This is a genomic window from Bacillus cereus group sp. BceL291, assembly GCF_051776705.1.
GTDB classification, from domain to species: Bacteria; Bacillota; Bacilli; order Bacillales; family Bacillaceae_G; genus Bacillus_A; species Bacillus_A cereus.
This window is the reverse complement of the sequence record NZ_JBPWAP010000022.1, coordinates 18,245-41,129: the sequence shown is the minus strand read 5'-3', so window position 1 is coordinate 41,129 and position 22,885 is coordinate 18,245. Positions and strand designations below refer to the sequence as shown.

Sequence of the window (22,885 nt, the reverse complement as noted above, 5' to 3'; positions counted from 1 at the left end):
AGGAGAGACAACGGATGTTTCAGGCAATTAATGCAAGTGGCTCAGGACTAACGACAGCGAGAAAGTGGATGGAAGTTACTTCTAACAATATTGTAAATGCAAATACGACGGCGGCTCCGGGGGCAGATCTATATGAGCGTCGTAGTGTGGTGTTAGAATCAAACAATAGTTTTGCAAGTATGTTAGATGGGGCTCCTACTAATGGAGTAAAAATAAAAAGTATTGAAGCAGACAAAACGGAAAATTTAGTGTATGATCCGACGCATCCGCACGCAAATGAAGAAGGATATGTACGTTATCCCAATATTGATGTAACTGCTGAAATGACGAATGTAATGGTTGCTCAAAAAATGTATGAAGCGAATACGAGTGTATTAAATGCGAATAAAAAAATGCTTGATAAAGATTTAGAAATTGGCCGAGGATAAGGGGGAAGATAGTAATATGAAAATTCAACCAATGTTACATACACAACCATTTGGAGCAATTCAGTCAATTGGTGCACCGAAAACTTCTCAAACATCTGTAGTTGAGGGGAAAAAGTTTATTGATTTATTGGAAGATATGAATCAAACACAAAACAATGCACAAACAGCAGTATATGATTTACTAACTAAAGGGGTAGGAGAAACACATGACGTTTTAATTCAGCAAAAGAAAGCTGAGTCTCAAATGAAAACGGCTGCTCTCGTACGTGATAATCTTATTGAAAATTATAAGTCACTAATTAATATGCAAATTTAGGAAAGTGGACGGGTGTGTTTAAATGGAAAAGATGAAAAATGTTATCCAATCGTTAAAAACGTGGCATAAGTTAGTAATCGGTGCTGCGCTTTTAGCGATTGTAACAGGAGCACTTTTATACTTCACCTTGCCAGATAAATATGTTGTTGTATATCAAAATTTAAATGATGCAGATAAACAAGAGATTACAGCAGAATTATCGAAGTTAGGTGTCGATTACCAATTAGCGGCCGATGGTTCAATTCGTGTGCAAAAGAATGATGCTCCATGGGTTCGAAAAGAAATGAATGGGATGGGCTTACCGTTTAATTCGAAAAGCGGTGAAGAAATTTTATTAGAAAGCTCTCTCGGTTCAAGTGAACAAGATAAAAAAATGAAGCAAATTGTCGGTACGAAGAAGCAATTGGAGCAAGATATTGTAAGAAATTTTGCGACAGTTGAAACGGCAAATGTTCAAATTACATTGCCTGAAAAAGAGACAATTTTTGATGAAGAAAAAGCAAAAGGAACAGCGGCGATTACCGTTGGAGTGAAGCGTGGACAATTGTTAACAGCTGATCAAGTTGCAGGTATACAGCAAATGATTAGTGCAGCGGTTCCTGGTGTGAAAGCAGAAGAAGTAAGTGTTATTGATAGTAAAAAAGGTGTTATCTCAAAAGGAGCAGATGAAGCACATTCTAGTAGTTCCTCTTCTTATGAGAAAGAAGTAGAGATGCAGCACCAACTTGAAGGTAAATTAAAGCAAGACATTGATGCAACGTTAATGACGATGTTTAAACCGAATGAATATAAAGTGAATACGAAAGTATCTGTAAACTACGATGAAGTTACACGTCAGTCAGAGAAGTATGGTGATAAAGGTGTACTTCGTAGTAAACAAGAGCAAGAGGAAAGCTCTACTGCGCAAGAAGGGGCAGATACGAAGCAAGGTGCTGGTATTACAGCTAACGGTGAAGTGCCAAATTACGGTACGAACAATAATCAAAATGGTAAAGTTGTCTACGATAATAAAAATGGCAACAAAATTGAAAATTATGAAATAGATAAAACAGTTGAAACAATTAAGAAACACCCAGAATTAACGAAAACGAATGTTGTTGTATGGGTAGATAATGATACGTTAGTAAAACGTAGAATTGATATGACAACTTTTAAAGAAGCAATCGGAACAGCGGCAGGACTTCAAGCTGATCCGAACGGTAACTTTATAAATGGTCAAGTTAACGTTGTAACTGTTCAGTTCGATCAGCCGAAAGCCGAAAAAGAGAAAGAGCCAGAAAAAAGTGGTATGAACTGGTGGTTATTCGGTGGAATTACAGCTGGCTTATTAGCAATCGGTGGCCTAGTATGGTTCTTATTAGCAAGACGTAAGAGAAAGAAAGAAGAAGAGGAATATGAAGAATACTTAGCAGAAGAGGAAATTGCTGCAAGTAATGAAAGTATCTTGGAAATTCCTGAAGAAAAAATAGTGCCAGAGCCAAAACCTGAACCAGAAGAACCGAAAGAACCAACGTTAGATGAACAAGTGCAGGATGCTACGAAAGAACATGTAGAAGGTACTGCAAAAGTAATTAAAAAATGGTTAAACGGACAGTAAGGGAGGAACAACGATGTTAGATGAAATCTCCTCCAAAGAAAAAGCTGCCATCCTTATTCGTACATTAGAAGAAGGGGTGGCAGCAAAAGTCATTGAATATATGACAGCTGAGGAAAAAGAAGTATTACTTCGTGAAATCGCAAAGTTTCGTGTATACAAACCAGAAACGTTAGAAAATGTACTAGGAGAGTTCTTATATGAACTAAATGTAAAAGAATTGAACTTAGTCACTCCAGATAAAGAATACATTCGTCGCATATTTAAAAACATGCCAGAAGACGAACTGGAAAAATTATTGGAAGATCTTTGGTATAACAAAGATAATCCGTTTGAGTTCTTAAATTCACTTACAGATTTAGAGCCACTTCTTACAGTGCTTAATGATGAGTCACCACAAACAATTGCAATTATCGCTTCTTATATTAAACCGCAACTTGCGTCTCAATTAATTGAGAGATTGCCAGATCATAAGCGCGTTGAAACGGTAATGGGTATAGCGAAACTAGAACAAGTTGATGGTGAGTTAATTAATCAAATTGGTGAGTTGTTAAAATCGAAATTAAATAATATGGCATTTAGTGCAATTAATAAAACTGATGGCTTGAAAACAATCGTAAATATTTTAAATAATGTTTCACGAGGTGTTGAAAAAACAGTCTTTCAAAAGCTGGATGAAGTCGATTATGAGTTATCTGAGAAAATTAAAGAAAATATGTTTGTCTTTGAAGACTTACTTGGTCTTGAAGATCTTGCGCTTCGCCGTGTATTAGAAGAAATTACAGATAACGGTGTTCTTGCGAAAGCACTTAAAATTGCAAAAGAAGAAATTAAAGAGAAATTATTTACATGTATGTCTTCAAACCGTAAAGAGATGATTCTAGAAGAATTAGATGGCTTAGGACCGCTTAAGATGACGGATGCTGAAAAAGCGCAGCAAACGATCACTGGTACAGTGAAAAAGCTAGAGAAAGAAGGAAGAATTATCGTTCAAAGAGGTGAAGAGGATGTCCTTATTTAAAAACAGAATTCCGAAGAATTCTGTTTCTTTTTCTGAAGAAACGTATGAATTACAATTTCCAAAACCAGCTTCAGTTCAAATAGAAGAGCAAGAATTACAAGCTGATCATGCAGAACTTCGCGCCCAGCAAGAATCGTTACATATGGAAATGAATCAGCTAAGGCAAGAGAAGCAAATGCTAGAACGAGAGCGGCAGCAGTTATTACAAGATAAAGAACAATTTCAAATGCATATTCATGAGCAAATGGAACAGATGGAAGCAGCGCGTGTGCAATTTCAAAAAGAACAACAAGAAACAGCGTATGAATGGACAGAGTTGTTATGGGATCAATCTTTTCATCTAGCAGAAAAAATCGTGAATCAAGCGGTAGATTCACGATTGCTTGATGTGTTACCTATTTTAACTGGCATCGTGCAAACATTGCCAACTTCGTTTGAAAAATTAATCATTACAGTACATCCAGAAACGTTTGAACGTATTCAAGAAGAGAAGGAGAATACGAAAGAATATTGGTTACTACAATTAGTAGAATGGAAATATGATTTCTCCCTGCAGTTTGGTGAATTTGTTCTGGAAGAAGAGAAAGAGTTCTTTGAATTTAAATTTGCACCTATATTTGCGAAACTTCGTCAGAAATGGGAAGAAGAGAAGTTATTTGAGGAGCAAAATGTATGAGCCGCCTGTTAATGAATGAGAACGAAAAATGGAATAAGTTCATTAAAACACCGCTATATACGAAAGTAGGCAAAGTTCATAGTGTACAAGAACAGTTTTTCGTAGCAAAAGGGCCGAAAGCGAAGATCGGAGATGTTTGCTTCGTTGGAGAACATAACGTCTTATGTGAAGTGATTGCCATTGAAAAAGAAAATAATATGCTACTTCCATTTGAACAGACAGAAAAAGTATGTTATGGAGATTCAGTGACATTAGTTTCAGAAGATGTTGTTGTACCACGTGGTAATCACTTGCTCGGAAAAGTGTTAAGTGCAAATGGTGAAGTGTTAAATGAGGAAGCTGAAAACATTCCATTACAGAAAATAAAACTAGATGCACCACCTATACATGCATTTGAACGTGAAGAGATTACCGATGTATTTGAAACAGGAATAAAATCAATTGATTCTATGCTAACAATTGGTATCGGTCAAAAGATTGGTATTTTTGCTGGGTCAGGTGTTGGTAAATCAACTTTACTTGGAATGATAGCAAAAAATGCAAAAGCTGATATAAATGTTATTAGTTTAGTAGGGGAACGTGGCCGGGAAGTAAAAGACTTTATTCGAAAAGAGTTAGGCGAAGAAGGGATGCGAAAAAGCGTCGTTGTTGTAGCGACGTCAGATGAAAGTCATCTTATGCAACTTCGTGCAGCGAAACTCGCAACGTCTATTGCTGAATACTTCCGTGATCAAGGTAATAACGTATTACTTATGATGGACTCTGTTACTCGTTTTGCCGATGCACGAAGAAGTGTTGATATTGCTGTTAAAGAATTACCGATTGGTGGTAAAACACTGTTAATGGAAAGTTATATGAAGAAGTTGTTAGAGCGGTCCGGAAAAACACAAAAGGGATCTATAACAGGTATTTATACGGTGCTTGTTGATGGGGATGATTTAAATGGTCCTGTACCAGATTTAGCACGTGGTATTTTAGATGGACATATCGTATTAAAGCGTGAGCTTGCAACGCTTAGTCATTATCCTGCAATTTCAGTATTAGATTCAGTAAGTAGGATTATGGAAGAAATTGTTTCGCCACATCATTGGCAACTTGCAAATGAAATGAGAAAGATTTTATCAATTTATAAAGAAAATGAATTGTATTTTAAGCTAGGAACGATTCAAGAAAATGAAGAAAATGCTTATATTTTTGAATGTAAAAATAAAGTAGAAGGCATAAATACATTTTTAAAGCAAGGTCGATCGGATAGTTTCCAATTTGATGATATCGTTGAAGCGATACAGCATATAGTATAAGGCCTCTGCCCAAGAGGTCTTATTTTTTTGTTTTTTAATATTTCACAGATTTTTTTGGAAAAAAACTATATAATAGAAAAAGAGAACGTTATAATAGAAAGGGGCTATGAAAACAGGTGGATAAACAGCAGTACGACACAATAAAATTGCAAATAAACCAAGAAAAAGAACATATTTTAAAAGAAGTGTATGAATTAACAGCTGAAAAAAGAAAAATAGAACAAAAAAAAGAATATGATTTATATGTTGTGAAATCGCGTAGTAAAGTCGTACAAACTGGGCAACGTATTATGGCTGGCATGCTTTCTTCACATACGTTTTCACCTGAAAGAATAGAAGAATGGAATCGAAAAATTAAAAAAACGGAAGGTTTTATTCAAAAAAATGAAAGCCTTTTAGAGCAAGTAAAAGAAAAAGAACGTGTCATTGATGAGATGTATCAAGAAGATTGCAAAAAGCTTGCGAAAGAACAAGAAAAGCTGGAAGAAAAAATGCTTCTGGATTTGAAAATGTGTATGAATGGATGAGGTGAATGTAGTGATACAGTCTGTATTACCGGTGCAACAAAGTTTACCTCCGCAAAAAGAAAAAGGGCTAGAAGTACAATCAAAAAATGAAGATTCTTCATTCGATCGTACGATGAGAATGGAAAATAAAAAACAGCCGCAAACGGAGAAAACGAAACGAGAAGAAGCACCAAAAGAAGAGAGAAAAGATTATATTCTTTCTAAAAAATCGGTAACGGAAGAAGAACCTATTGTAAAGAAAGAAGAAAAAAAAGAGACAGAACAGTTGTTATTAGCTGTATCTGAGCAAATGGTTGCAATTGAGCAATTACATGTGCAGCCGGAATTGTTATATCAATACATACAAAAAATACAAGAGCTATATAAAGAATATGGCAATATTAAACTTAATGAATTACCTGCAGCTGAATTACAACAATTACAAGAACTTCTTTCAAATATGAATATCAAAAATGCTATATGTTTAGAAGATACAATGCAAATGGTATTAGACAAAATGAAGATGCCAGAGCAAACGATGCAAGCATTGAAGGTTGTAGAAACAGAAACTTGTAATATTGCAAAGGAACAAGAAGAGTTTAAAGAGGTAGATCTTCCGAAACTTGAGAGCGATGATGCAAAGGTAGAGTTGCCAGAAGTTGATGCATTAAACGATTCGAGCTCTGCAGGTGCAGAATTATTAAATAAAACGACGAGTACCGAACAAATAGGGAAATCAAATAGTGGTGCTGAGAAAGTTTCGTTACCTGACTTAGGAAAGAAAATGGAAGCGCAAGTAGAAGCGCTGCAAAAATTTGTAGTGAAACAAGAACGTGTTTTATTCCAGTTAAATCCAGAAAAACTTGGTACATTAACAGTGTTTATGAAAAAACACGGAGATCAAATTGACGTTCACGTAGAAATGGAAAAACACGATGCGAAAAAACGTGTTGAAATCATTTTTGATGAATTGAGATTAAAGTTAAAAGAAAAAGAAATCAATATTCAAATTAGCTATTCAGATAAAGATGAAAATCGTAAAGAACAGCGAGAACAAGAGCAAAGGCAAAAACAGAAATTAGCAAATACAAATCATGAAAAACAACAATCAACAGAATTTGCGGGATTATTGGAGGAATAAAGCGTGCCAACAGTTGGATTAAATACAACGAGTACAAATCATATTCCGTTACAAGCAGGAGCGCAAAAAAGTAATGTACCTGTTAATGGTGTACAATCGCCAGTGCAACAAAGTAATGGAGTTTCAGCAGGAGCGCAAAAGACTCCTGGGGTAATGGGGAAAGATGATTTCTTAAAATTGTTTTTATCAAGTTTCCAACATCAAGATCCATTTAATGCGATGGATATGAATCAAATGATGAATCAGACAGCGCAGTTATCTCTTATGGAACAAGTACAGAATATGACGAAAGCAGTAGATAAGCTGCAATCAACGATGTATTCAACAGCACTTGATGGTGGAATGAAGTTTTTAGGGAAATACGTAAGAGGTGTTGACGGTGACGGAAACAAAGTAACCGGTCAAGTAGAAACAGTTCGTCTTGCGGAAAATAACGATGTACAGCTCGTTATTAATAATAAAGTTGTCTCTCTTCGTTTCGTTGAGAGAGTGTCTGATAAACCGATTGGGGAAACGAACCCAGAAGACGCAAAGAAAGACGATCAAAAAGTAACTGAAGAAGTAAAAAATACAAATTCATAAGGAGTGTCCATACGTTATGATTAAAGCGTTATATACAAGTATTACAGGGATGAATGCAACACAAAATGCATTAAGTGTAACTTCAAATAATATTGCCAATGCACAAACAGTAGGTTATAAAAAACAAAAAGCAATGTTTGATGATTTACTATATAACAATTCGATTGGTGCAAAAGGTGACGGTAAATACGCAGGAACGAATCCGAAAAGTATTGGTAACGGTGTGAAAATGAGTGGTACGGTTACGGATTATAGTGATGGTACAATTACGTTAACAGGTGGCAAAACACAAGCAGCAATGGAAGGTAATGGTTTCTTCGTTGTAGGTGATTCAAAAGGCGGAAATATGGAATTTACTCGTAAAGGTACGTTTGGGATATCTTCAGATTACTATATTACGAATACTGAAGGTCAATACGTGTTTGCATACCCTGCAAATGAGGCAACTGGTGAAGTTGATTTATCTGGAATTCCAGGACCGTTGCAAATTCCAATGGGAACAGCAATTGGTGGTATTCGAACATCGAAAGGGACAATTAAAGGAAATATTCCAACTGGTGAAAAACAAATTACACAAGATTTACCTGTATATGATAATGCGGGGAATACATGGACAATGCGTGTAGAGTTTAAACAAACGAGTGAACATAACTATACATATAAAGTACAAATGCGCAATGACTCGAAAAAAGAAACAGAGTTTAAAGATGTTCCAGGTGCAGGTGGTAATATGACATTTGATGCTGTTGGAAATCCAAATCCGAAAGAGCAAGGAGCTAATATTCCATTTGATGGCGGCTCTATAAAATTAGACTTAAGCCATTTAACAAATCATCCAACAGATAAAACATTATCAGTAACAGACGTAGATGGTAGAGCAGCAGCGACGGTTAAAGATTGCTTCATTGCTGACGGTGGATATGTGATGGTAAAATATTCTGATGGAAGTATGAAATCTGCAGGCCAATTAGCTGTTGCGATGTTCCCGAACGAAGGCGGACTAATGAAAACAGGTAATGGTAACTATACAGCAACGAATACAACAGGTATTTTAGCTCTTGGTACATCTGGTCAAAACGGTGCGGGTAAAGTACGTGGTGGTGCACAAGAAGGTGCAAACGTAGATTTATCTGTAGAATTCGTTGACTTAATGTTATATCAACGCGGATTCCAAGGAAATGCGAAAGTTATTAAAGTTTCAGATGAAGTATTAAATGAAGTTGTAAACTTAATTCGATAATATATATCGCATGGAAAAAATGTAATGGAGTAGAAAGGGTTTTTTATTCGTATGACAAGACAAGAGCGAATTTTACAATTGCCTTTTTTCGAAAATAAACGTGAACTTGCCGAGCAAGTATTAAAAATAGAACGAGAAGAGCATGTATATTTACCAGATCAATTTGAAATTAAGCAAGTGCCACCGTATTCATTTGGCGAAAAACAAGCAATCATTGGCCGTATCCATGAGTTTTATTTCATAAGTGTTGGTAGCGATACTGTTTGGAAGTATCAACTGTTTAAGGATGAGATGAAGTGTCGTGAGTTTTTTGTTATGTTGCCAAATATTACGGATCAGCAGATAGCGTTTTGGTTTAATAACATAGAGTTATTGAAAGGTTCTTAAAAGCACTTTTTAGGTTTTGAGAGAGGACCTGGCGATGTTTTGGAGCGGTTAGTGCCTAATAGAGTCCCGACCGATGTATAAGACCAGAGATATGTAGCGTTACTAGAGTAGTGTGGTAGTGTAAGAAGTGGTAATATAAAATAGTTTTAAGTTAATTTAAGGTAGTTGTATATACAATTAGACTGAATTTCTATAAAAGGAGAGGTGAGGAGGATGGCGCAAAATAAGTATCGCGTTACATTCATTTCGCCGAGTGAGGTTGAGCAGCGGACTGTAATGGCGGCGAATAGTTTGCCAGATTTAATTCGTAAAGTAGAAAGTATTATCGCAGATCCAAACGGTTATTTTGTGAATGATAAAAAAAATAATTGTTATTTTAAAGTGATTAAAGAAAATGTTACGTTTATTCAATATGAGTTACTATTTTCGGATAAGGAAATTCATATTGAAAAATTAAAACATATAGCACCGGCAGTATTAAAGCGATTATTCGAAAAAATAAATGACCCGGAATTATATGCACTCGCGCTACTTGATGTTGATATAGCAACGAAAGAATATGTGCTAGCAGAAATGAATTCTGAACTGAGAATAAGAGTAGAGACAGAGCTTTCGAAAAAATGGGAAGCAATGCCGACGGAAATTGTAGGTGCACAAGAAGTTTTATTAGAGGCACTTGCTTCGTTTATACAAGATTAATTGTTTTTTTTATAAAATGAATCGTTCGACTATCTATATTTTTTATATAGGTAGTTGACTTTTTCTCTTTTGTAAAGCTTAATAATTAGATATACGGAATTAATGGAAGGGGAGCGACACCTTTATGTCACAAGCACAAAGTATTTTATTAGAAAGCGGAACAAATGAATTAGAGATTGTTACGTACACTGTTGGTGAAAACCTATTTAGTATTAATGTAATGAAAGTACGTGAAATCATTAATCCATTTCCTGTTACAACTGTGCCAGAATCTCATCATGCAGTTGAAGGTGTTGTTCAAGTACGTGGTGAAATTTTACCTGTTATTAACTTGGCAATGGCTCTTAATTTAAAGTCAACAAAGCCACTTGATCAAACGAAATTTATCATCTCAGAATTAAACCAAATGAAAGTTATTTTCCGCGTGGATGAAGTGCATCGTATTCAACGTATTTCGTGGGAACAAATTGATGAACCAGCTTCATTATCTATGGGACTAGAAGAAACGACATCTGGTATTGTAAAACTAGATGGAAAAATCATCTTATTATTAGATTATGAAAAAATTGTATGTGAAATTAGCGGCACTGGTTATGACAATAAATCAATTGCAGGGTTAGAACAAAAAACAGATCGAGCTGAAAAAGTAATTTATATTGCAGAAGATTCAGCGATGCTTCGTCAAATATTAGAAGAAACATTATCATCAGCTGGATATACGAAAATGAACTTCTTCAGCAATGGTGCAGAAGCGTTAGCGCAAATTGAAAAATTAGCGAAAGAGCAAGGAGAGAAAATGTTTGAACATATTCACTTGCTAATTACCGATATTGAAATGCCAAAAATGGATGGACATCATTTAACGAAAGTGGTTAAGGATAGTGAAGTAATGAATCGTCTACCAGTCATTATTTTCTCTTCATTAATTACAAATGAATTATTCCATAAAGGTGAAGCTGTAGGAGCAAATGCTCAAGTAAGTAAGCCAGATATTCAAGAGCTAATTGGTTTAGTTGATAAGTTAGTGCTTTAAAAGCTTCTATTTAGCCGGAATAGAAGCTCTAGCTAAGTGTTGAGCGGTCGAGCCCTATGCGATGTTGAGACCAGAGATATGGAGTGGTTATAGGTAAGTAGAAGAGCTGGCGTATAACATTTTTCTATTTAGTAGGAATAGAGGAACTACTTATGTAAGGAAGTTTTCAGTGCTTAATAGAGTCTCATGCGATGTGAGTTCAGAGGTATGAAGTAGTTTTAGGTAAGAAGAAGTGAGACTTTGATTGAGGATTTGAAGACTGGGTTTATAACTCTATTCTGTTAGAGAGAGGAAGGAATTAGCCAATGCTACATATGGCTAATTCCTTTTTAGTATTCTATACTTTAAGCTGGTAGAAAAATGAAAGCTTTCTGGGGTGTTTGGCGCTGTATGTATGAAAAAATCTTTATTTGAAGATTTTTAATTTAAAAATATAAGTGAACGTATTTTTTGGATTACTTTAGTAACATTTCGTGGTAACGCAAATTTTTTCGGTGAAAAAATATTCAAAATACCATATAATATAATTAAATGTAATTAATATGCAATTTTGCATATTAATAAAAAACATTTTCCAAATTTTTATACTTTCTATACATTTTTGTATGTTTATTATTTGACAGATAATTTCGAACTGTTATAATATGGATATGTAAAAATTGCTATTTTCTTAAAAGACATGGGAGTCAGATGAGAATTGTGAAAGGATGAGGGGGAGTGGCACAGATTATGTATCACCACACAGCAATTAATGTATTAGGTCTTTTACAAAACATGTCAAATAATAAAATGAACGATATGCAACTAGAAGCGGAAATTAAAAAAATAGAAAAAGAATTCCAAGTAAAGTATGAAGAGTTAGTTGATTTACATAATAGAATGGTATTATTTCAAATAGATATAGAAAAAAATGGCGGGATGCGAGCATATGAAAAATCAGCAATTACATGGCTGAAGTCTGAACTAGAGCTACTGTATGAAGTGTATCAATTTTGTCAACGTCACGGTTTAAACATTTTAAATATTTCAAAATACGTAAGTAAAAATGAACTAAATCTTTTTCCAAAAACAGAAAGTCAATTGCAAAATACGTATTATAAATTAAAAAAACGTGAAATACCGTTTGAAAATATTGAAAAACAAAAACCAGGACGAAAGCGAAAATATATACCAGTAAAAGAGACAATCGTTGCAAGAAAACAAGAAAACGAGTACGAATTAAAAGAAGAAATCCAGCATAAAGAGGATGAAAAAAATCTTGTAACAGTTATATCTGGTATCGTTGATAACTTTGAAACAATTAATCAATGTAGTGAAAGGAAAGAAGACGAACTACATCAGTTTATGGAAGGTATTTATAAGCTTTCTAGCATGGCAGCAGGGCGTTCTAGAGAAGCAAAGAACACACGTAGTCTAGAAGATGAATTGCAGTCGTTACAACTAGAAAATGAAAGGCTAAAACGAGAGAAAGAAGAGCTTGTACAAGATATTAAAGGTATGACGCAGCTTTTAATTCATTTCATTACAAGTTCTGATATCGATCAAATTCGTAAATTACCAACTTTCGTACAAGATTGTAAAATGGAATTACATAAACTTGGGCTATATAATGCACAAGACGGAAAAATGAAAATAATGGTTGACCGTAGCGGACAAGTTATGACGGTAACACAGTAATAAAATTTGGGTACAAAATAAAAGGGAGATACATAGTTTATATGTATTTCCCTTTTGTTTTGTATGGAATCGTTCCAAAGAAGGAAGATTAATTTTCATGATTGTAGTAGTTTAGAGACCATTTGCGGAATTTGGTTCGCTTGTGAAACCATACTAAGTGCAACTTCAGTCAATAATTTGAACTTTAAAAAATCACTCATCTCCTGCGCCATGTCTGCATCTTCAATTAGAGATGCAGCATCTGTTAACGCCATACTTTGATTATTTAAATTTTCAATATTAAACTGTAAACGATTTATCATTGCACCAAGGTCGGCACGATGAAGTGACACACTTTGCAAAGCCTCTTCGATTTTACGAATTGCCGTTCTTGCTTCTTGTTCCGTTGAAATCTTGATGTCATGTTGTATAGGGGAAGGGGGAATATGTTTCGTCATATTTATTGTATGACCGATATCGTCTAATGTAATAGGGCGGTTTTGACCGTCAAATACGGATAAATCATTAAACTCAGTCGTCTCGCCAATATAGCCAATTTGTTCTGTTAAAGATTGAAACTCTTTATTCAGCGAATGACAGTTTTTATTTGAATTTGTACCGTTTGAGGATTGAACGGCCAAATCACGCATACGCTGTAAAATATTCGTCACAGTTTGAAGGGCAGCTTCGGCCGTGCGAAGCATCGATATCGCATCCTCATTATTACGAATCGCCACGCGCATACCACTTGCTCTCGCATGCATACGAGTCACAATTGCAACATTAGCGGGATTATCAGAAGCATGGTTTAACTTCTTACCAGTCGCCAAATGCTCCATTGACACATTCATACGCTTCTCATTCTCATACAACGACTGCCTAGCATTCCTACTTAAAACATTCGTACCAATACGCATAATAGACACTCCTTATAGATTGATATAGTCAGTGTTCTAAAGCTAATAAACGGTTATGAAGAGAAAAAGAGACTTATGCTCACTTTATCTTTTTGTTTTCATACACGGAACGAGAATAAAATAGGCCCTGACCGCTACTAAATATGGCTAGAGCTTCTCTTTAAGCTAAAAAAATCTTTCAATCTATCTATATAGAAAAAATAAACCTCTCTGCAAGCAGAGAGGTTTATTCAGGAAACTAACTCAAATGGCTTATTGTAATAATTTAGAAACCATTTGTGGAGTTTGGTTTGCTTGAGAAAGCATGCTGATACCAGCTTCGTTCAAGATTTTGAACTTAGTCATTTCAGACATTTCTTTCGCCATGTCAGCGTCTTCGATTTGAGAAGCAGAAGCTGCCATAGAGTTTTCTTGGCTCTTAAGGTTTGTTACGTTAAAGTCAAGGCGGTTTAATGTAGCACCTAAAGTAGCACGGCTAGAAGCAATTGTTTCAATTGCTTTGTCGATTTTTTCAACAGCAGAAGATGGATCAAATTTTGTTGCCGTAGGTGTTGCTAATGTTCCAAATACAGTGTTAACATTTTTTGCGGCATCTGCAATATCAGTATCCTTTGATGCTGGATCAGCAGCTAATTTATCATAAGCTTTGAAAGCATCTTGAATTTTATCAACTTCTGCTGGCGTATAAGCAGATTGGACTTTGTTAAAGGCTGCTTTTGCATCTGCAATGTCTTGAGCTAGTACTTTTCCATCTGTGGCTGGAGTAGCTAGTCGTTTCATAGAATTAGTAGCAGTATCAAGATCAGTTTGGTTAATTGTTGCTGAGCCAATTGCTAAATCTTTAATATCTAAGTTTTTAAGTGATGCAGAATCAAGTGAAATTGTAATTTGTTTATTTTTATCATGTGAGTCAAGAGTTTGGATATTAATAGTACTATTAGATCCGTCTAATAGTTTTTTGTCGTTAAACTCAGTGTTGTCCGCAATGTATTGAATTTGTTCTTTTAATTGATCAAATTCTTTTTGCATTGCAGCTTGGTTTTTATCAGTATTAGTACCACTTGCAGATTGGTTTGCAAGGTCACGCATACGAAGTAAGATGTTTGACACAGAGTTTAAAGCTGAGTCAGCTGTACGAATTAAAGACATACCGTCTTCTGTATTACGGGCTGCAACGTTTAAGCCACCTTCACGTGAACGCATACGAGTTGCGATTGCAAGACCTGCTGCATCGTCAGAAGCGTTGTTGATACGTTTACCGCTTGATAAACGGTCCATAGAATTGCTCATTTTTGCTTGGTTTTGGCGCATGTACTCTTGAGTACGCATGCTGTTAATGTTTGTATTAATTCTCATGTTAAGAAACCCCCATTTTTTTATATTGACTTTTCTGCAAATTGAAAAACGGTAATATGCGAAAAAATCAATTTCGAGATTTATTGTAATCCCTGTCATAGCGGGTGTCAACTAAAAATTCGAATTAATAAATATAAAAAAATAACAGTTTAACAATATATCCATTTTTTTATTACATAATTATTAAAAGGATTATTGCAAACTTTAAAAAAAAACTCTAATATTAGATTATCTTTGTTTACCGAAAAGGTGATATTATGATAGTTGGAAATATAGTAAAAGAAGTGCTTGCATATAAGAAAGGGCAAATTCAGCAAAAGCTAAGTAGTCCACAAGCATTTGTTAGTAGTCGTTTTCAAGAGAAGTTGCAGAGTGAACCTGCGAAGGAGACGAAGGCTACTACGCAGCCGGCAAAAGTAGAAGATATGAGTCAGCCGGTACAATCTACGAAAATAGAAGCGGTTGTTAATAAACCGGCAGAAACTATTAATAAAGTAGAGGAAGCGAGTAAGCTTGAAGAAAAGGCTGAAACGAAGAAAGCAGATGAAGTGCAAGTTGCGCAAAAAGAGTTTGAACGACGTTTCCCAGAAACGAAAAATGAGACCGCTGATACGTGGGAATTAACGAAGAAGTATAATATTCAAAAAATACGTTCTTCCAATGTAGGCAAGTATGAGGATATTATTGATCGAGTAAGTCGTACATATGGAATTCCAAAAACGTTAATTCAAAAAATGATTGAAGTAGAGTCTAATTTTAATCCGAAAACGGTGTCACATGCAGGTGCGATGGGTCTTATGCAGCTTATGCCAGCGAATGTGAAGGAGATGGGTGTGAAGAATCCCTTTTCACCAGCTGAAAGTATTGAAGGTGGCGTGAAAGAGTTAAGCGGTTATTTAAAGAAAAATAACGGCGACTTAGTATTGGCACTTGCTTCTTATAATGCTGGTCCTGGCAATGTGAGAAAGTACGGAGGCGTACCGCCATTTAAAGAAACGCAAGGATATATTAAAAAAATATTAAATATCGACGTTTCAAAATAAGAAGTTTCATATATAGAGAGAACATGAAATTTTCGTGAACATGATATGGGAGTTGGCTAGATTTGAAATTACAAGATGATATTCCGTTAACAATTTATTTTGAAATCGGAAATACGAAAAAGAAAATTGAAGATCTGCTTCATATTACGAAAGGTACATTGTATCGTCTTGAAAATTCAACGAAAAATACGGTGCGTCTTATGCTTGAGAATGAAGAGATTGGAACCGGAAAGATTTTGACGAAGAATGGAAAGATGTACGTTGAAATCGTTGAATTGAAAAGGTAGGGAAGGGGATTGTCATGAGTGGCGAAAAATTAAGCCAAGAGCAAATTGATGCCCTGCTGAAGGCGGTAAATGAAGGCGAGGAAATGCCAGCTTTCGCACAAGAAGCAGGAAAGCAAGAGAAATTTCAAGAGTATGATTTTAATAGACCAGAGAAGTTCGGTGTTGAGCATTTACGTAGTTTGCAAGCGATTGCTTCTACGTTTGGAAAACAGACGTCACAGACGTTATCAGCGCGTATGCGTATTCCAATTGAACTAGAACCTTCAACAGTTGAGCAAGTTCCATTTACGAGTGAGTATGTGGAGAAAATGCCGAAAGATTATTATTTATATTGCGTAATTGATCTCGGTTTACCAGAGCTTGGAGAAATTGTTATTGAGATTGATTTAGCATTCGTTATTTATATTCATGAATGTTGGCTTGGCGGAGATAGTAAGCGTAACTTTACGATGCGCAGACCGTTAACAGCGTTTGAGTTTTTAACGCTGGATAATATATTCTTACTTCTTTGTAAAAATTTAGAGCAATCATTTGAAAGTGTTGTTGCGATTGAACCGAAATTTGTAACGACAGAAACAGATCCGAATGCATTAAAGATTACGACAGCGAGTGATATCATTTCATTACTTAACGTAAATATGAAAACAGAGTTTTGGAATACGACGGTGCGTATCGGAATTCCATTCTTATCTGTTGAAGAAATTATGGATAAGTTAACGTCTGAAAATATTGTCGAACATTCTTCAGACAAGCGTAAAAAGTATACGTCTGAAGTGGAAATGAAAGTAAATCAAGTGTACAAACCTGTTCACATTGCAATTGGTGAGCAGAAAATGACAATGAGTGAGATTGAACAAATTGAAGAAGGCGATATTATTCCGCTTCATACGAAAGTTTCGGATGAATTACTTGGTTATGTAGATGGAAAGCATAAATTTAATTGTTTTATTGGAAAAGATGGAACGCGTAAGGCGCTCCTATTTAAAAGTTTTGTAGAGTAGGAGGATCCATATGAAGCATGAAGTATCTCCCGTGTCATTAATGGGATTAGAAGATTTTGCAGGAAAGCGAAATGAAGCAGGTAAAGCACATATTGATACTGTTTCAGATATTTCGATTGAACTTGGTGTAAAGCTTGGAAAGTCATCTATTACACTTGGTGATGTAAAGCAGTTAAAAGTTGGCGATGTTCTGGAAGTAGAGAAAAACTTAGGACATAAAGTGGATGTGTATTTAAGTAATATGAAAGTCGGCATCGGTGAAGCAATCGTAATGGACGAGAAATTCGGTATTATCATTTCTGAAATTGAAGCTGATAAGAAACAAGCGGCGCTTATGAAAGCGCAAAGTCAAATGCAAGATAAAGAGTAGAGGAGGAGTCATATGTCGTATATGACGACCTTATTTCAAGTCGTTTTACTGTTTGGTGCGCTCGGCTACGGTGCATATTATATGACGAAAAAGACGCGCAAACAGCAGTTTTTTAAGCAGGGTGAAAATGGCCATATTCAAGTAAAAGACGGTGTGTATTTAAATCATCAAACGAGTGCCTTTTTATTTGAAGTGGACGGAAAGCAAGTGTTCACTGTTATTAGTAATAACGGTGTGCAGTCTGTGCAATTAACCGGAACAGGAAATCAGTTTCAACAAGCACTAGAAGACGCGGTGAAGAGTGAAACGAAAAAAGTAGAGGATCCATCATGAGAATAAAGAAACAGTTATCATTATTAGCCGTTATTTTCGTATTTTCTATCGTTTTTTCAATTATTTTTGTAAATCCAGCGTATGCAGCCCCGAACGGTTTTATTAATTTCGAAAATGGAAAAGAGTTTACGAGTAATTCAAGTGTACAACTATTTGCGCTCGTTACCCTTTTATCATTATCTTCTTCTATCGTTCTATTATTTACACATTTTACTTATTTTATGATCGTTCTAGGGATTACACGTCAAGGACTTGGGGTAATGAATTTACCACCAAACCAAGTGCTTGTTGGACTTGCATTATTTTTATCACTCTTTACGATGCAGCCTGTACTTGGGCAACTGAAGAGTGATGTGTGGGATCCGATGACGAAAGAGAAAATAACAGTAAGTCAAGCTGCGGAAACGACAGCTCCTATTATGAAAGAATATATGTCAAAGCATACGTATAAGCATGATTTAAAAATGATGCTGAAAGTACGCGGAGAAGAGTTGCCGAAAGATTTGAAAGATCTTTCACTATTTACGCTCGTACCATCCTTTACGTTAACGCAAATTCAAAAAGGTTTACTAACAGGGATGTTCATTTATTTAGCGTTTGTATTTATAGATTTGATTATTAGTACACTTTTAATGTACCTCGGGATGATGATGGTACCGCCGATGATTTTAAGTTTACCGTTTAAAATACTCGTTTTCGTATATTTAGGTGGATATACAAAAATCGTCGACATTATGTTTAAAACGGTCGCCTGAAGCGTTTGATGCTATGTGATAGGAGTCATATAAATGAATACGTCACCAATTATAGATATTTTTCAAACCTTTTTTTATAAAGGGGTTATGATTTTAATGCCGGTTGCCGGCGTAAGTATGATTGTCGTTATTATCATCGCTGTCATTATGGCGATGATGCAAATTCAAGAGCAAACGCTGACGTTTTTACCGAAAATGGCGAGTATTGTCCTCGTTATTATCATTTTAGGTCCGTGGATGTTCCAAGAGTTAACGACACTTATTTTAGATTTATTTGATAAAATCCCATCGCTATTGCGTTCGTACTAAGATAGGTGAACTGAAATGAATATGGAATTATGGGCGGCAACGTTTTTTGCGTTTTGCCGCATTACTTCATTTTTATATTTTTTACCGTTTTTCTCAGGACGATCCATTCCAGCAATGGCGAAGGTTACAGTTGGACTTGCTCTTTCAATTACAGTGGCTGATCAAGTGGATGTCTCTCACATCAAGACAGTTTGGGACGTTGCAGCTTATGCAGGAACGCAAATTGTAATTGGATTATCACTTTCAAAAATTGTAGAAATGCTGTGGAACATTCCGAAAATGGCCGGGCATATTTTAGACTTTGATATCGGTTTATCACAAGCAAGTTTGTTTGATGTAAATGCGGGCTCACAGTCTACTTTACTATCAACCATTTTTGATATATTTTTTCTCATTATTTTTATTTCACTTGGCGGCATTAATTATTTCGTTGCCACGATTTTAAAGTCGTTTCAATATACAGAGGCGATTTCAAAATTGTTGACGACTAGTTTCTTAGATAGTCTACTCGCAACGCTATTATTTGCGATCACATCAGCGGTTGAAATTGCTCTTCCGCTTATGGGAAGTTTATTCATCATTAACTTTGTTCTAATTTTAATTGCAAAAAACGCTCCGCAATTAAACGTTTTTATGAATGCATACGTAATTAAAATTACGTGCGGTATTTTGTTTATTGCGATGAGTGTACCGATGCTCGGTTATGTGTTTAAAAATATGACGGATGTATTACTTGAAGAGTATATGAAACTATTTAACTTTTTCTTAACGAAGTAGGGGGACGCGCATGGCAAAGGATAATAAAACAGAAAAGGCCACCCCGCAGAAGCGTAAAAAATCGCGTGAAGAAGGGAATATTGCCCGGAGTAAAGATTTAAATAATTTATTTTCCATTCTAGTATTAGCAGTTGTCGTTTATTTCTTCGGAGATTGGCTAGGGTATGAGATTGCAAATTCCGTAGCGGTGCTGTTTGATCAAATTGGAAAAAATACAGATTCAACCGAGTATTTTTATTTAATGGGGATTTTATTACTGAAAGTATCGGCTCCGATATTAATACTCGTATACGCTTTTCATTTATTCAATTATATGATTCAAGTCGGCTTCCTATTTTCTTCTAAAGTCATTAAACCGAAAGCGTCACGTATTAATCCGAAAAACTATTTTACGAGACTGTTTAGTCGTAAAAGTTTAGTAGATATTTTGAAATCACTGTTTTATATGGGATTAATCGGTTACGTCGCTTACGTTCTTTTTAAAAAGAATTTAGAGAAAATTGTCAGTATGATTGGGTTCAACTGGACTGCATCACTTACTGAAATTATTAGGGAAATTAAATTTATTTTCTTAGCAATTTTAATTATTTTAATCGTTCTTTCTATTATTGATTTCATTTATCAAAAATGGGAGTACGAGCAAGATATTAAGATGAAAAAAGAAGAAGTGAAACAAGAGCATAAAGATAATGAAGGGGACCCGCAAGTTAAAGGAAAACGAAAAAACTTTATGCATGCAATCTTGCAAGGAACAATTGCGAAGAAGATGGATGGCGCAACATTTATTGTAAACAACCCGACTCATATTTCGGTCGTACTTCGTTACAATAAACACGTTGATGCAGCACCAATTGTCGTTGCAAAAGGGGAAGATGAGCTCGCGTTATATATACGAACGCTTGCCCGTGAACAAGAAATACCAATGGTGGAAAACCGTCCGCTTGCTCGTTCTTTATATTATCAAGTCGAGGAAGATGAGACGATTCCAGAAGATTTATATGTAGCTGTAATTGAAGTTATGCGCTATTTAATTCAGACGAATGAACTTGAAGTATAATAGCGCGTTTGGAGGAGATCTCTTTGTTTAAGATAGATTCTGCAAGAACCTATTTTTCTATCTTTTTAGCAGCGTCATTCGTAGTGGCGCTCTTAATTCCACTTCCACCATTTATACTTGATATTATTATCGTTTTTTTACTAAGTATGTCAGTGCTTATTTATATGCGAGCGACAAGTATTAACGAGTGGGATGAATTAAAGTCATTTCCAACGATGCTGTTATTAATCGGGATTTTCCGCGTATCGATTAACGTTTCGACGACGCGAGCGATTTTGACAGATGGAAATGCAGGTCATGTTATTGAAGAGTTCGGCCAGTTCGTAATTGGCGGAAACTTATTAATTGGTATCGTTATTTTTACAGTATTAATCATATTCCAGTTTATCGTTGCAAACGGTGCGTCTCGTACAGCTGAAGTAGCAGCTCGTTTTACACTTGATTCTTTACCAGGGAAACAAATGTCTATCGATGCTGATTTAAACCAGCGTATTATTTCAGAAAAAGATGCACAAGCGAAACGAAAAAAATTAAATATGGAAACAGAGTTTTACGGGGCGATGGATGGTGCCGGAAAGTTCATTAAAGGGGACGTTATTTTCGGGATTGTCATTTTATTCGTAAACATTATTTTCGGTTTAATTGTCGGAATGATGCAGCAAGGGATGAGCTTTGCAGATGCGGCTCTTCATTATACACAGTTAACTGTCGGTGACGGAATCGTAAACCAAATTGGATCGCTTATGCTTGCAATTTCAACAGGTATTATCGTAACGCGTGTATTTGACGGTTCACCGGATACAGTAACAGAAGGTATCTTTAAAGAGTTATTAGCGCATGAAGTTGTTGTATATGCGCTCGGTGGTTTATTTATCGCAATGGGTATTTTTACTCCGCTACCGTTTCTACCATTCGCACTCGTTGGCGGAACAATTATCTTCTTAGGAATTCGTAATAAAAATCGAATAAAGAAAGAAAAAGAAGACGAGCTTCAAAAAGAAATAGAAATGATCCAAGGCGAAGATGAACAACTGCAACAAGTGGAAGATTCATTCGGAGTATTTACGGACAAATATCCAATTATAGTAGAACTCGGTTTAGATTTAGCAGCACTTGTAAAGCAGAAAATTAACGGGGAAACAGCCCGTGATAAAGTTGTTCTTATGAGGAAGTCGATTATTACTGACCTTGGTATTAACGTTCCTGGAATTAATTTTAAAGATAATACGAGCTTTAGACCACGCGGACGTTACATTATTCGAATTAAAGGTGCGAAGGCGGCTGAAGGTGTTTTAAAATCAGGTTATTTATTAGCATTGAAAACACCAAATGTAATGGCTGATTTAGATGCAGAACCAGCGAAAGATCCAATTTTCGGTGAAGATGGATATTGGATTTTAGAGCATATGGTGCAAGATGCACAAATGAAAGGCTATCAAGTTTTAGAGCCACTTAGCATATTAATTACACATTTAGATGTTGTCGTTAGACGTAATCTTCATGAATTAATTCAGCGTCAGCATGTAAAAGACTTAATTAACTCGCTTGAAAATGATAATGGCGTTCTATTAGAAGAGATTAAGAAAAAAGAAATTGATTTATCACTCGTTCAAAATGTTATTAAACAACTTCTAAAAGAAGGTATTTCTATTCGTGATTTACCAACAATTATTGAAGGTATTATTGACGGCAAAGAAATTTATCAAAACCACGTGGATGGTGTGACATCATTTGTTCGTGAATGTATTTCAAAAGTTATTTGTGAAAATGCGAAAAATCCAGACGGAAAAATATATGCAGCGCTCTTCTCTGATTCAATTGAGTTAGATGCGGATGTTGTGAATAATTCATATCAAGGTTACTTATTAAACTGGGATTTAGATTTAGAAACACGTGTCGTTGAGCAAGTGCAGCGCGTCTTTAAGCAAGCACGTTTAATGGGAAGAGAGCCAGTGTTATTAACACGTAGAAAAGATTTTAGATTTGCGATTGTAAGACTGCTAGAACGTTATCAAGTGGAAGCACAAGTACTTTGTATTAGTGAATTAGCACCAGAAATTGTTGTGGATCAAATTGCCTATATTGAATAGTAGGGGGTGA

At 35.5% G+C, this 22,885-nt stretch carries 26 protein-coding genes; 24 read left to right on the top strand and 2 right to left on the bottom strand.

Annotated features, from left to right (window positions below):
• The first annotated feature begins 14 nt into the window (after positions 1-14).
• The 14 genes from flgC to ACS2CR_RS15690 all read left to right on the top strand — a co-directional run bounded on the left by flgC (position 15) and on the right by ACS2CR_RS15690 (position 12,601).
• Positions 15-428 (top strand): flagellar basal body rod protein FlgC, encoded by a 414-nt coding sequence (flgC, locus tag ACS2CR_RS15755; RefSeq protein WP_000484680.1) that lies wholly within the window; start codon positions 15-17, stop codon positions 426-428.
• A 16-nt stretch (positions 429-444) separates the two neighbouring features.
• Positions 445-744 carry a flagellar hook-basal body complex protein FliE gene (gene fliE / locus ACS2CR_RS15750; protein WP_000701672.1) on the top strand — a complete coding sequence of 100 codons (300 nt, stop codon included), beginning with the start codon at positions 445-447 and terminating at the stop codon, positions 742-744.
• Positions 745-766: 22 nt separating this feature from the next.
• Complete coding sequence (locus ACS2CR_RS15745; RefSeq protein ID WP_053514213.1) at positions 767-2,341, top strand: flagellar M-ring protein FliF C-terminal domain-containing protein; 1,575 nt, start codon at positions 767-769, stop codon at positions 2,339-2,341.
• Between the two features lie 13 nt (positions 2,342-2,354).
• A complete protein-coding gene (gene fliG, locus ACS2CR_RS15740; protein ID WP_000883364.1) occupies positions 2,355-3,359 on the top strand; it encodes a flagellar motor switch protein FliG in 1,005 nt (334 codons plus the stop codon).
• Complete coding sequence (locus ACS2CR_RS15735; RefSeq protein WP_000051705.1) at positions 3,346-4,035, top strand: FliH/SctL family protein; 690 nt, start codon at positions 3,346-3,348, stop codon at positions 4,033-4,035. Before fliG ends, ACS2CR_RS15735 begins: the two co-directional genes overlap by 14 nt.
• Positions 4,032-5,336, top strand: coding sequence for a flagellar protein export ATPase FliI (gene fliI, locus ACS2CR_RS15730; RefSeq protein WP_000088699.1), 1,305 nt, complete (start codon positions 4,032-4,034; stop codon positions 5,334-5,336). The genes ACS2CR_RS15735 and fliI overlap by 4 nt, the downstream gene beginning before the upstream one ends.
• 116 nt (positions 5,337-5,452) lie before the next feature.
• A complete protein-coding gene (locus tag ACS2CR_RS15725) occupies positions 5,453-5,863 on the top strand; it encodes a hypothetical protein (RefSeq protein WP_053514212.1) in 411 nt (136 codons plus the stop codon).
• 10 nt (positions 5,864-5,873) lie between these two features.
• Positions 5,874-6,983 (top strand): flagellar hook-length control protein FliK, encoded by a 1,110-nt coding sequence (locus tag ACS2CR_RS15720; RefSeq protein ID WP_016117521.1) that lies wholly within the window; start codon positions 5,874-5,876, stop codon positions 6,981-6,983.
• A gap of 3 nt (positions 6,984-6,986) precedes the next feature.
• Positions 6,987-7,565 carry a flagellar hook assembly protein FlgD gene (locus ACS2CR_RS15715; protein WP_001143460.1) on the top strand — a complete coding sequence of 193 codons (579 nt, stop codon included), beginning with the start codon at positions 6,987-6,989 and terminating at the stop codon, positions 7,563-7,565.
• Positions 7,566-7,581: 16 nt separating this feature from the next.
• A complete protein-coding gene (locus tag ACS2CR_RS15710; protein ID WP_000588321.1) occupies positions 7,582-8,805 on the top strand; it encodes a flagellar hook protein FlgE in 1,224 nt (407 codons plus the stop codon).
• Positions 8,806-8,856: 51 nt separating this feature from the next.
• Positions 8,857-9,192 (top strand): DUF3964 family protein, encoded by a 336-nt coding sequence (locus tag ACS2CR_RS15705; protein ID WP_000198169.1) that lies wholly within the window; start codon positions 8,857-8,859, stop codon positions 9,190-9,192.
• Between the two features lie 213 nt (positions 9,193-9,405).
• Complete coding sequence (locus ACS2CR_RS15700; protein WP_053514211.1) at positions 9,406-9,891, top strand: hypothetical protein; 486 nt, start codon at positions 9,406-9,408, stop codon at positions 9,889-9,891.
• 124 nt (positions 9,892-10,015) lie between these two features.
• Positions 10,016-10,924: a chemotaxis protein gene (locus tag ACS2CR_RS15695; RefSeq protein ID WP_000075943.1), complete on the top strand. Its 909-nt coding sequence runs from the start codon at positions 10,016-10,018 to the stop codon at positions 10,922-10,924.
• A 729-nt stretch (positions 10,925-11,653) separates the two neighbouring features.
• Positions 11,654-12,601, top strand: a complete 948-nt coding sequence (locus ACS2CR_RS15690; RefSeq protein WP_153602571.1) for a DNA-binding domain-containing protein — start codon at positions 11,654-11,656, stop codon at positions 12,599-12,601.
• 95 nt (positions 12,602-12,696) lie between these two features.
• Here ACS2CR_RS15690 and ACS2CR_RS15685 read toward each other — a convergent pair whose 3' ends face one another.
• Both ACS2CR_RS15685 and ACS2CR_RS15680 read right to left on the bottom strand, forming a co-directional pair.
• A complete protein-coding gene (locus ACS2CR_RS15685) occupies positions 12,697-13,497 on the bottom strand; it encodes a flagellin N-terminal helical domain-containing protein (protein WP_044584278.1) in 801 nt (266 codons plus the stop codon).
• A gap of 252 nt (positions 13,498-13,749) precedes the next feature.
• Entirely contained in the window at positions 13,750-14,853 is a 1,104-nt protein-coding gene (locus ACS2CR_RS15680) for a flagellin N-terminal helical domain-containing protein (protein WP_053514210.1), read from the bottom strand.
• A gap of 257 nt (positions 14,854-15,110) precedes the next feature.
• Here ACS2CR_RS15680 and ACS2CR_RS15675 point away from each other — a divergent pair, with 257 nt between their 5' ends.
• From ACS2CR_RS15675 to flhA, 10 genes are all read left to right on the top strand, one after another.
• On the top strand, positions 15,111-15,896 hold the full coding sequence (locus ACS2CR_RS15675) for a lytic transglycosylase domain-containing protein (RefSeq protein WP_153602567.1): 786 nt from the start codon (positions 15,111-15,113) through the stop codon (positions 15,894-15,896).
• Positions 15,897-15,958: 62 nt separating this feature from the next.
• Complete coding sequence (locus ACS2CR_RS15670) at positions 15,959-16,183, top strand: flagellar motor switch protein FliN (RefSeq protein ID WP_000775712.1); 225 nt, start codon at positions 15,959-15,961, stop codon at positions 16,181-16,183.
• A 14-nt stretch (positions 16,184-16,197) separates the two neighbouring features.
• On the top strand, positions 16,198-17,184 hold the full coding sequence (gene fliM / locus ACS2CR_RS15665) for a flagellar motor switch protein FliM (protein ID WP_053514209.1): 987 nt from the start codon (positions 16,198-16,200) through the stop codon (positions 17,182-17,184).
• A 10-nt stretch (positions 17,185-17,194) separates the two neighbouring features.
• Positions 17,195-17,554: a flagellar motor switch protein FliN gene (fliN, locus tag ACS2CR_RS15660; RefSeq protein ID WP_000680010.1), complete on the top strand. Its 360-nt coding sequence runs from the start codon at positions 17,195-17,197 to the stop codon at positions 17,552-17,554.
• A gap of 12 nt (positions 17,555-17,566) precedes the next feature.
• The gene (locus ACS2CR_RS15655) at positions 17,567-17,887 is read left to right on the top strand and encodes a hypothetical protein (RefSeq protein ID WP_000121176.1); all 321 of its coding nucleotides are present in this window, start codon (positions 17,567-17,569) and stop codon (positions 17,885-17,887) included.
• Positions 17,884-18,642 carry a flagellar type III secretion system pore protein FliP gene (locus ACS2CR_RS15650; protein WP_001220582.1) on the top strand — a complete coding sequence of 253 codons (759 nt, stop codon included), beginning with the start codon at positions 17,884-17,886 and terminating at the stop codon, positions 18,640-18,642. The genes ACS2CR_RS15655 and ACS2CR_RS15650 overlap by 4 nt, the downstream gene beginning before the upstream one ends.
• Before the next feature lie 33 nt (positions 18,643-18,675).
• Positions 18,676-18,951 carry a flagellar biosynthetic protein FliQ gene (locus ACS2CR_RS15645; protein ID WP_001098085.1) on the top strand — a complete coding sequence of 92 codons (276 nt, stop codon included), beginning with the start codon at positions 18,676-18,678 and terminating at the stop codon, positions 18,949-18,951.
• 15 nt (positions 18,952-18,966) lie between these two features.
• Entirely contained in the window at positions 18,967-19,728 is a 762-nt protein-coding gene (locus ACS2CR_RS15640) for a flagellar biosynthetic protein FliR (RefSeq protein ID WP_053514208.1), read from the top strand.
• 10 nt (positions 19,729-19,738) lie between these two features.
• Entirely contained in the window at positions 19,739-20,785 is a 1,047-nt protein-coding gene (gene flhB / locus ACS2CR_RS15635) for a flagellar type III secretion system protein FlhB (protein ID WP_001030111.1), read from the top strand.
• Between the two features lie 23 nt (positions 20,786-20,808).
• Positions 20,809-22,875, top strand: a complete 2,067-nt coding sequence (flhA, locus tag ACS2CR_RS15630; RefSeq protein WP_000472534.1) for a flagellar biosynthesis protein FlhA — start codon at positions 20,809-20,811, stop codon at positions 22,873-22,875.
• Positions 22,876-22,885 lie beyond the last annotated feature (10 nt).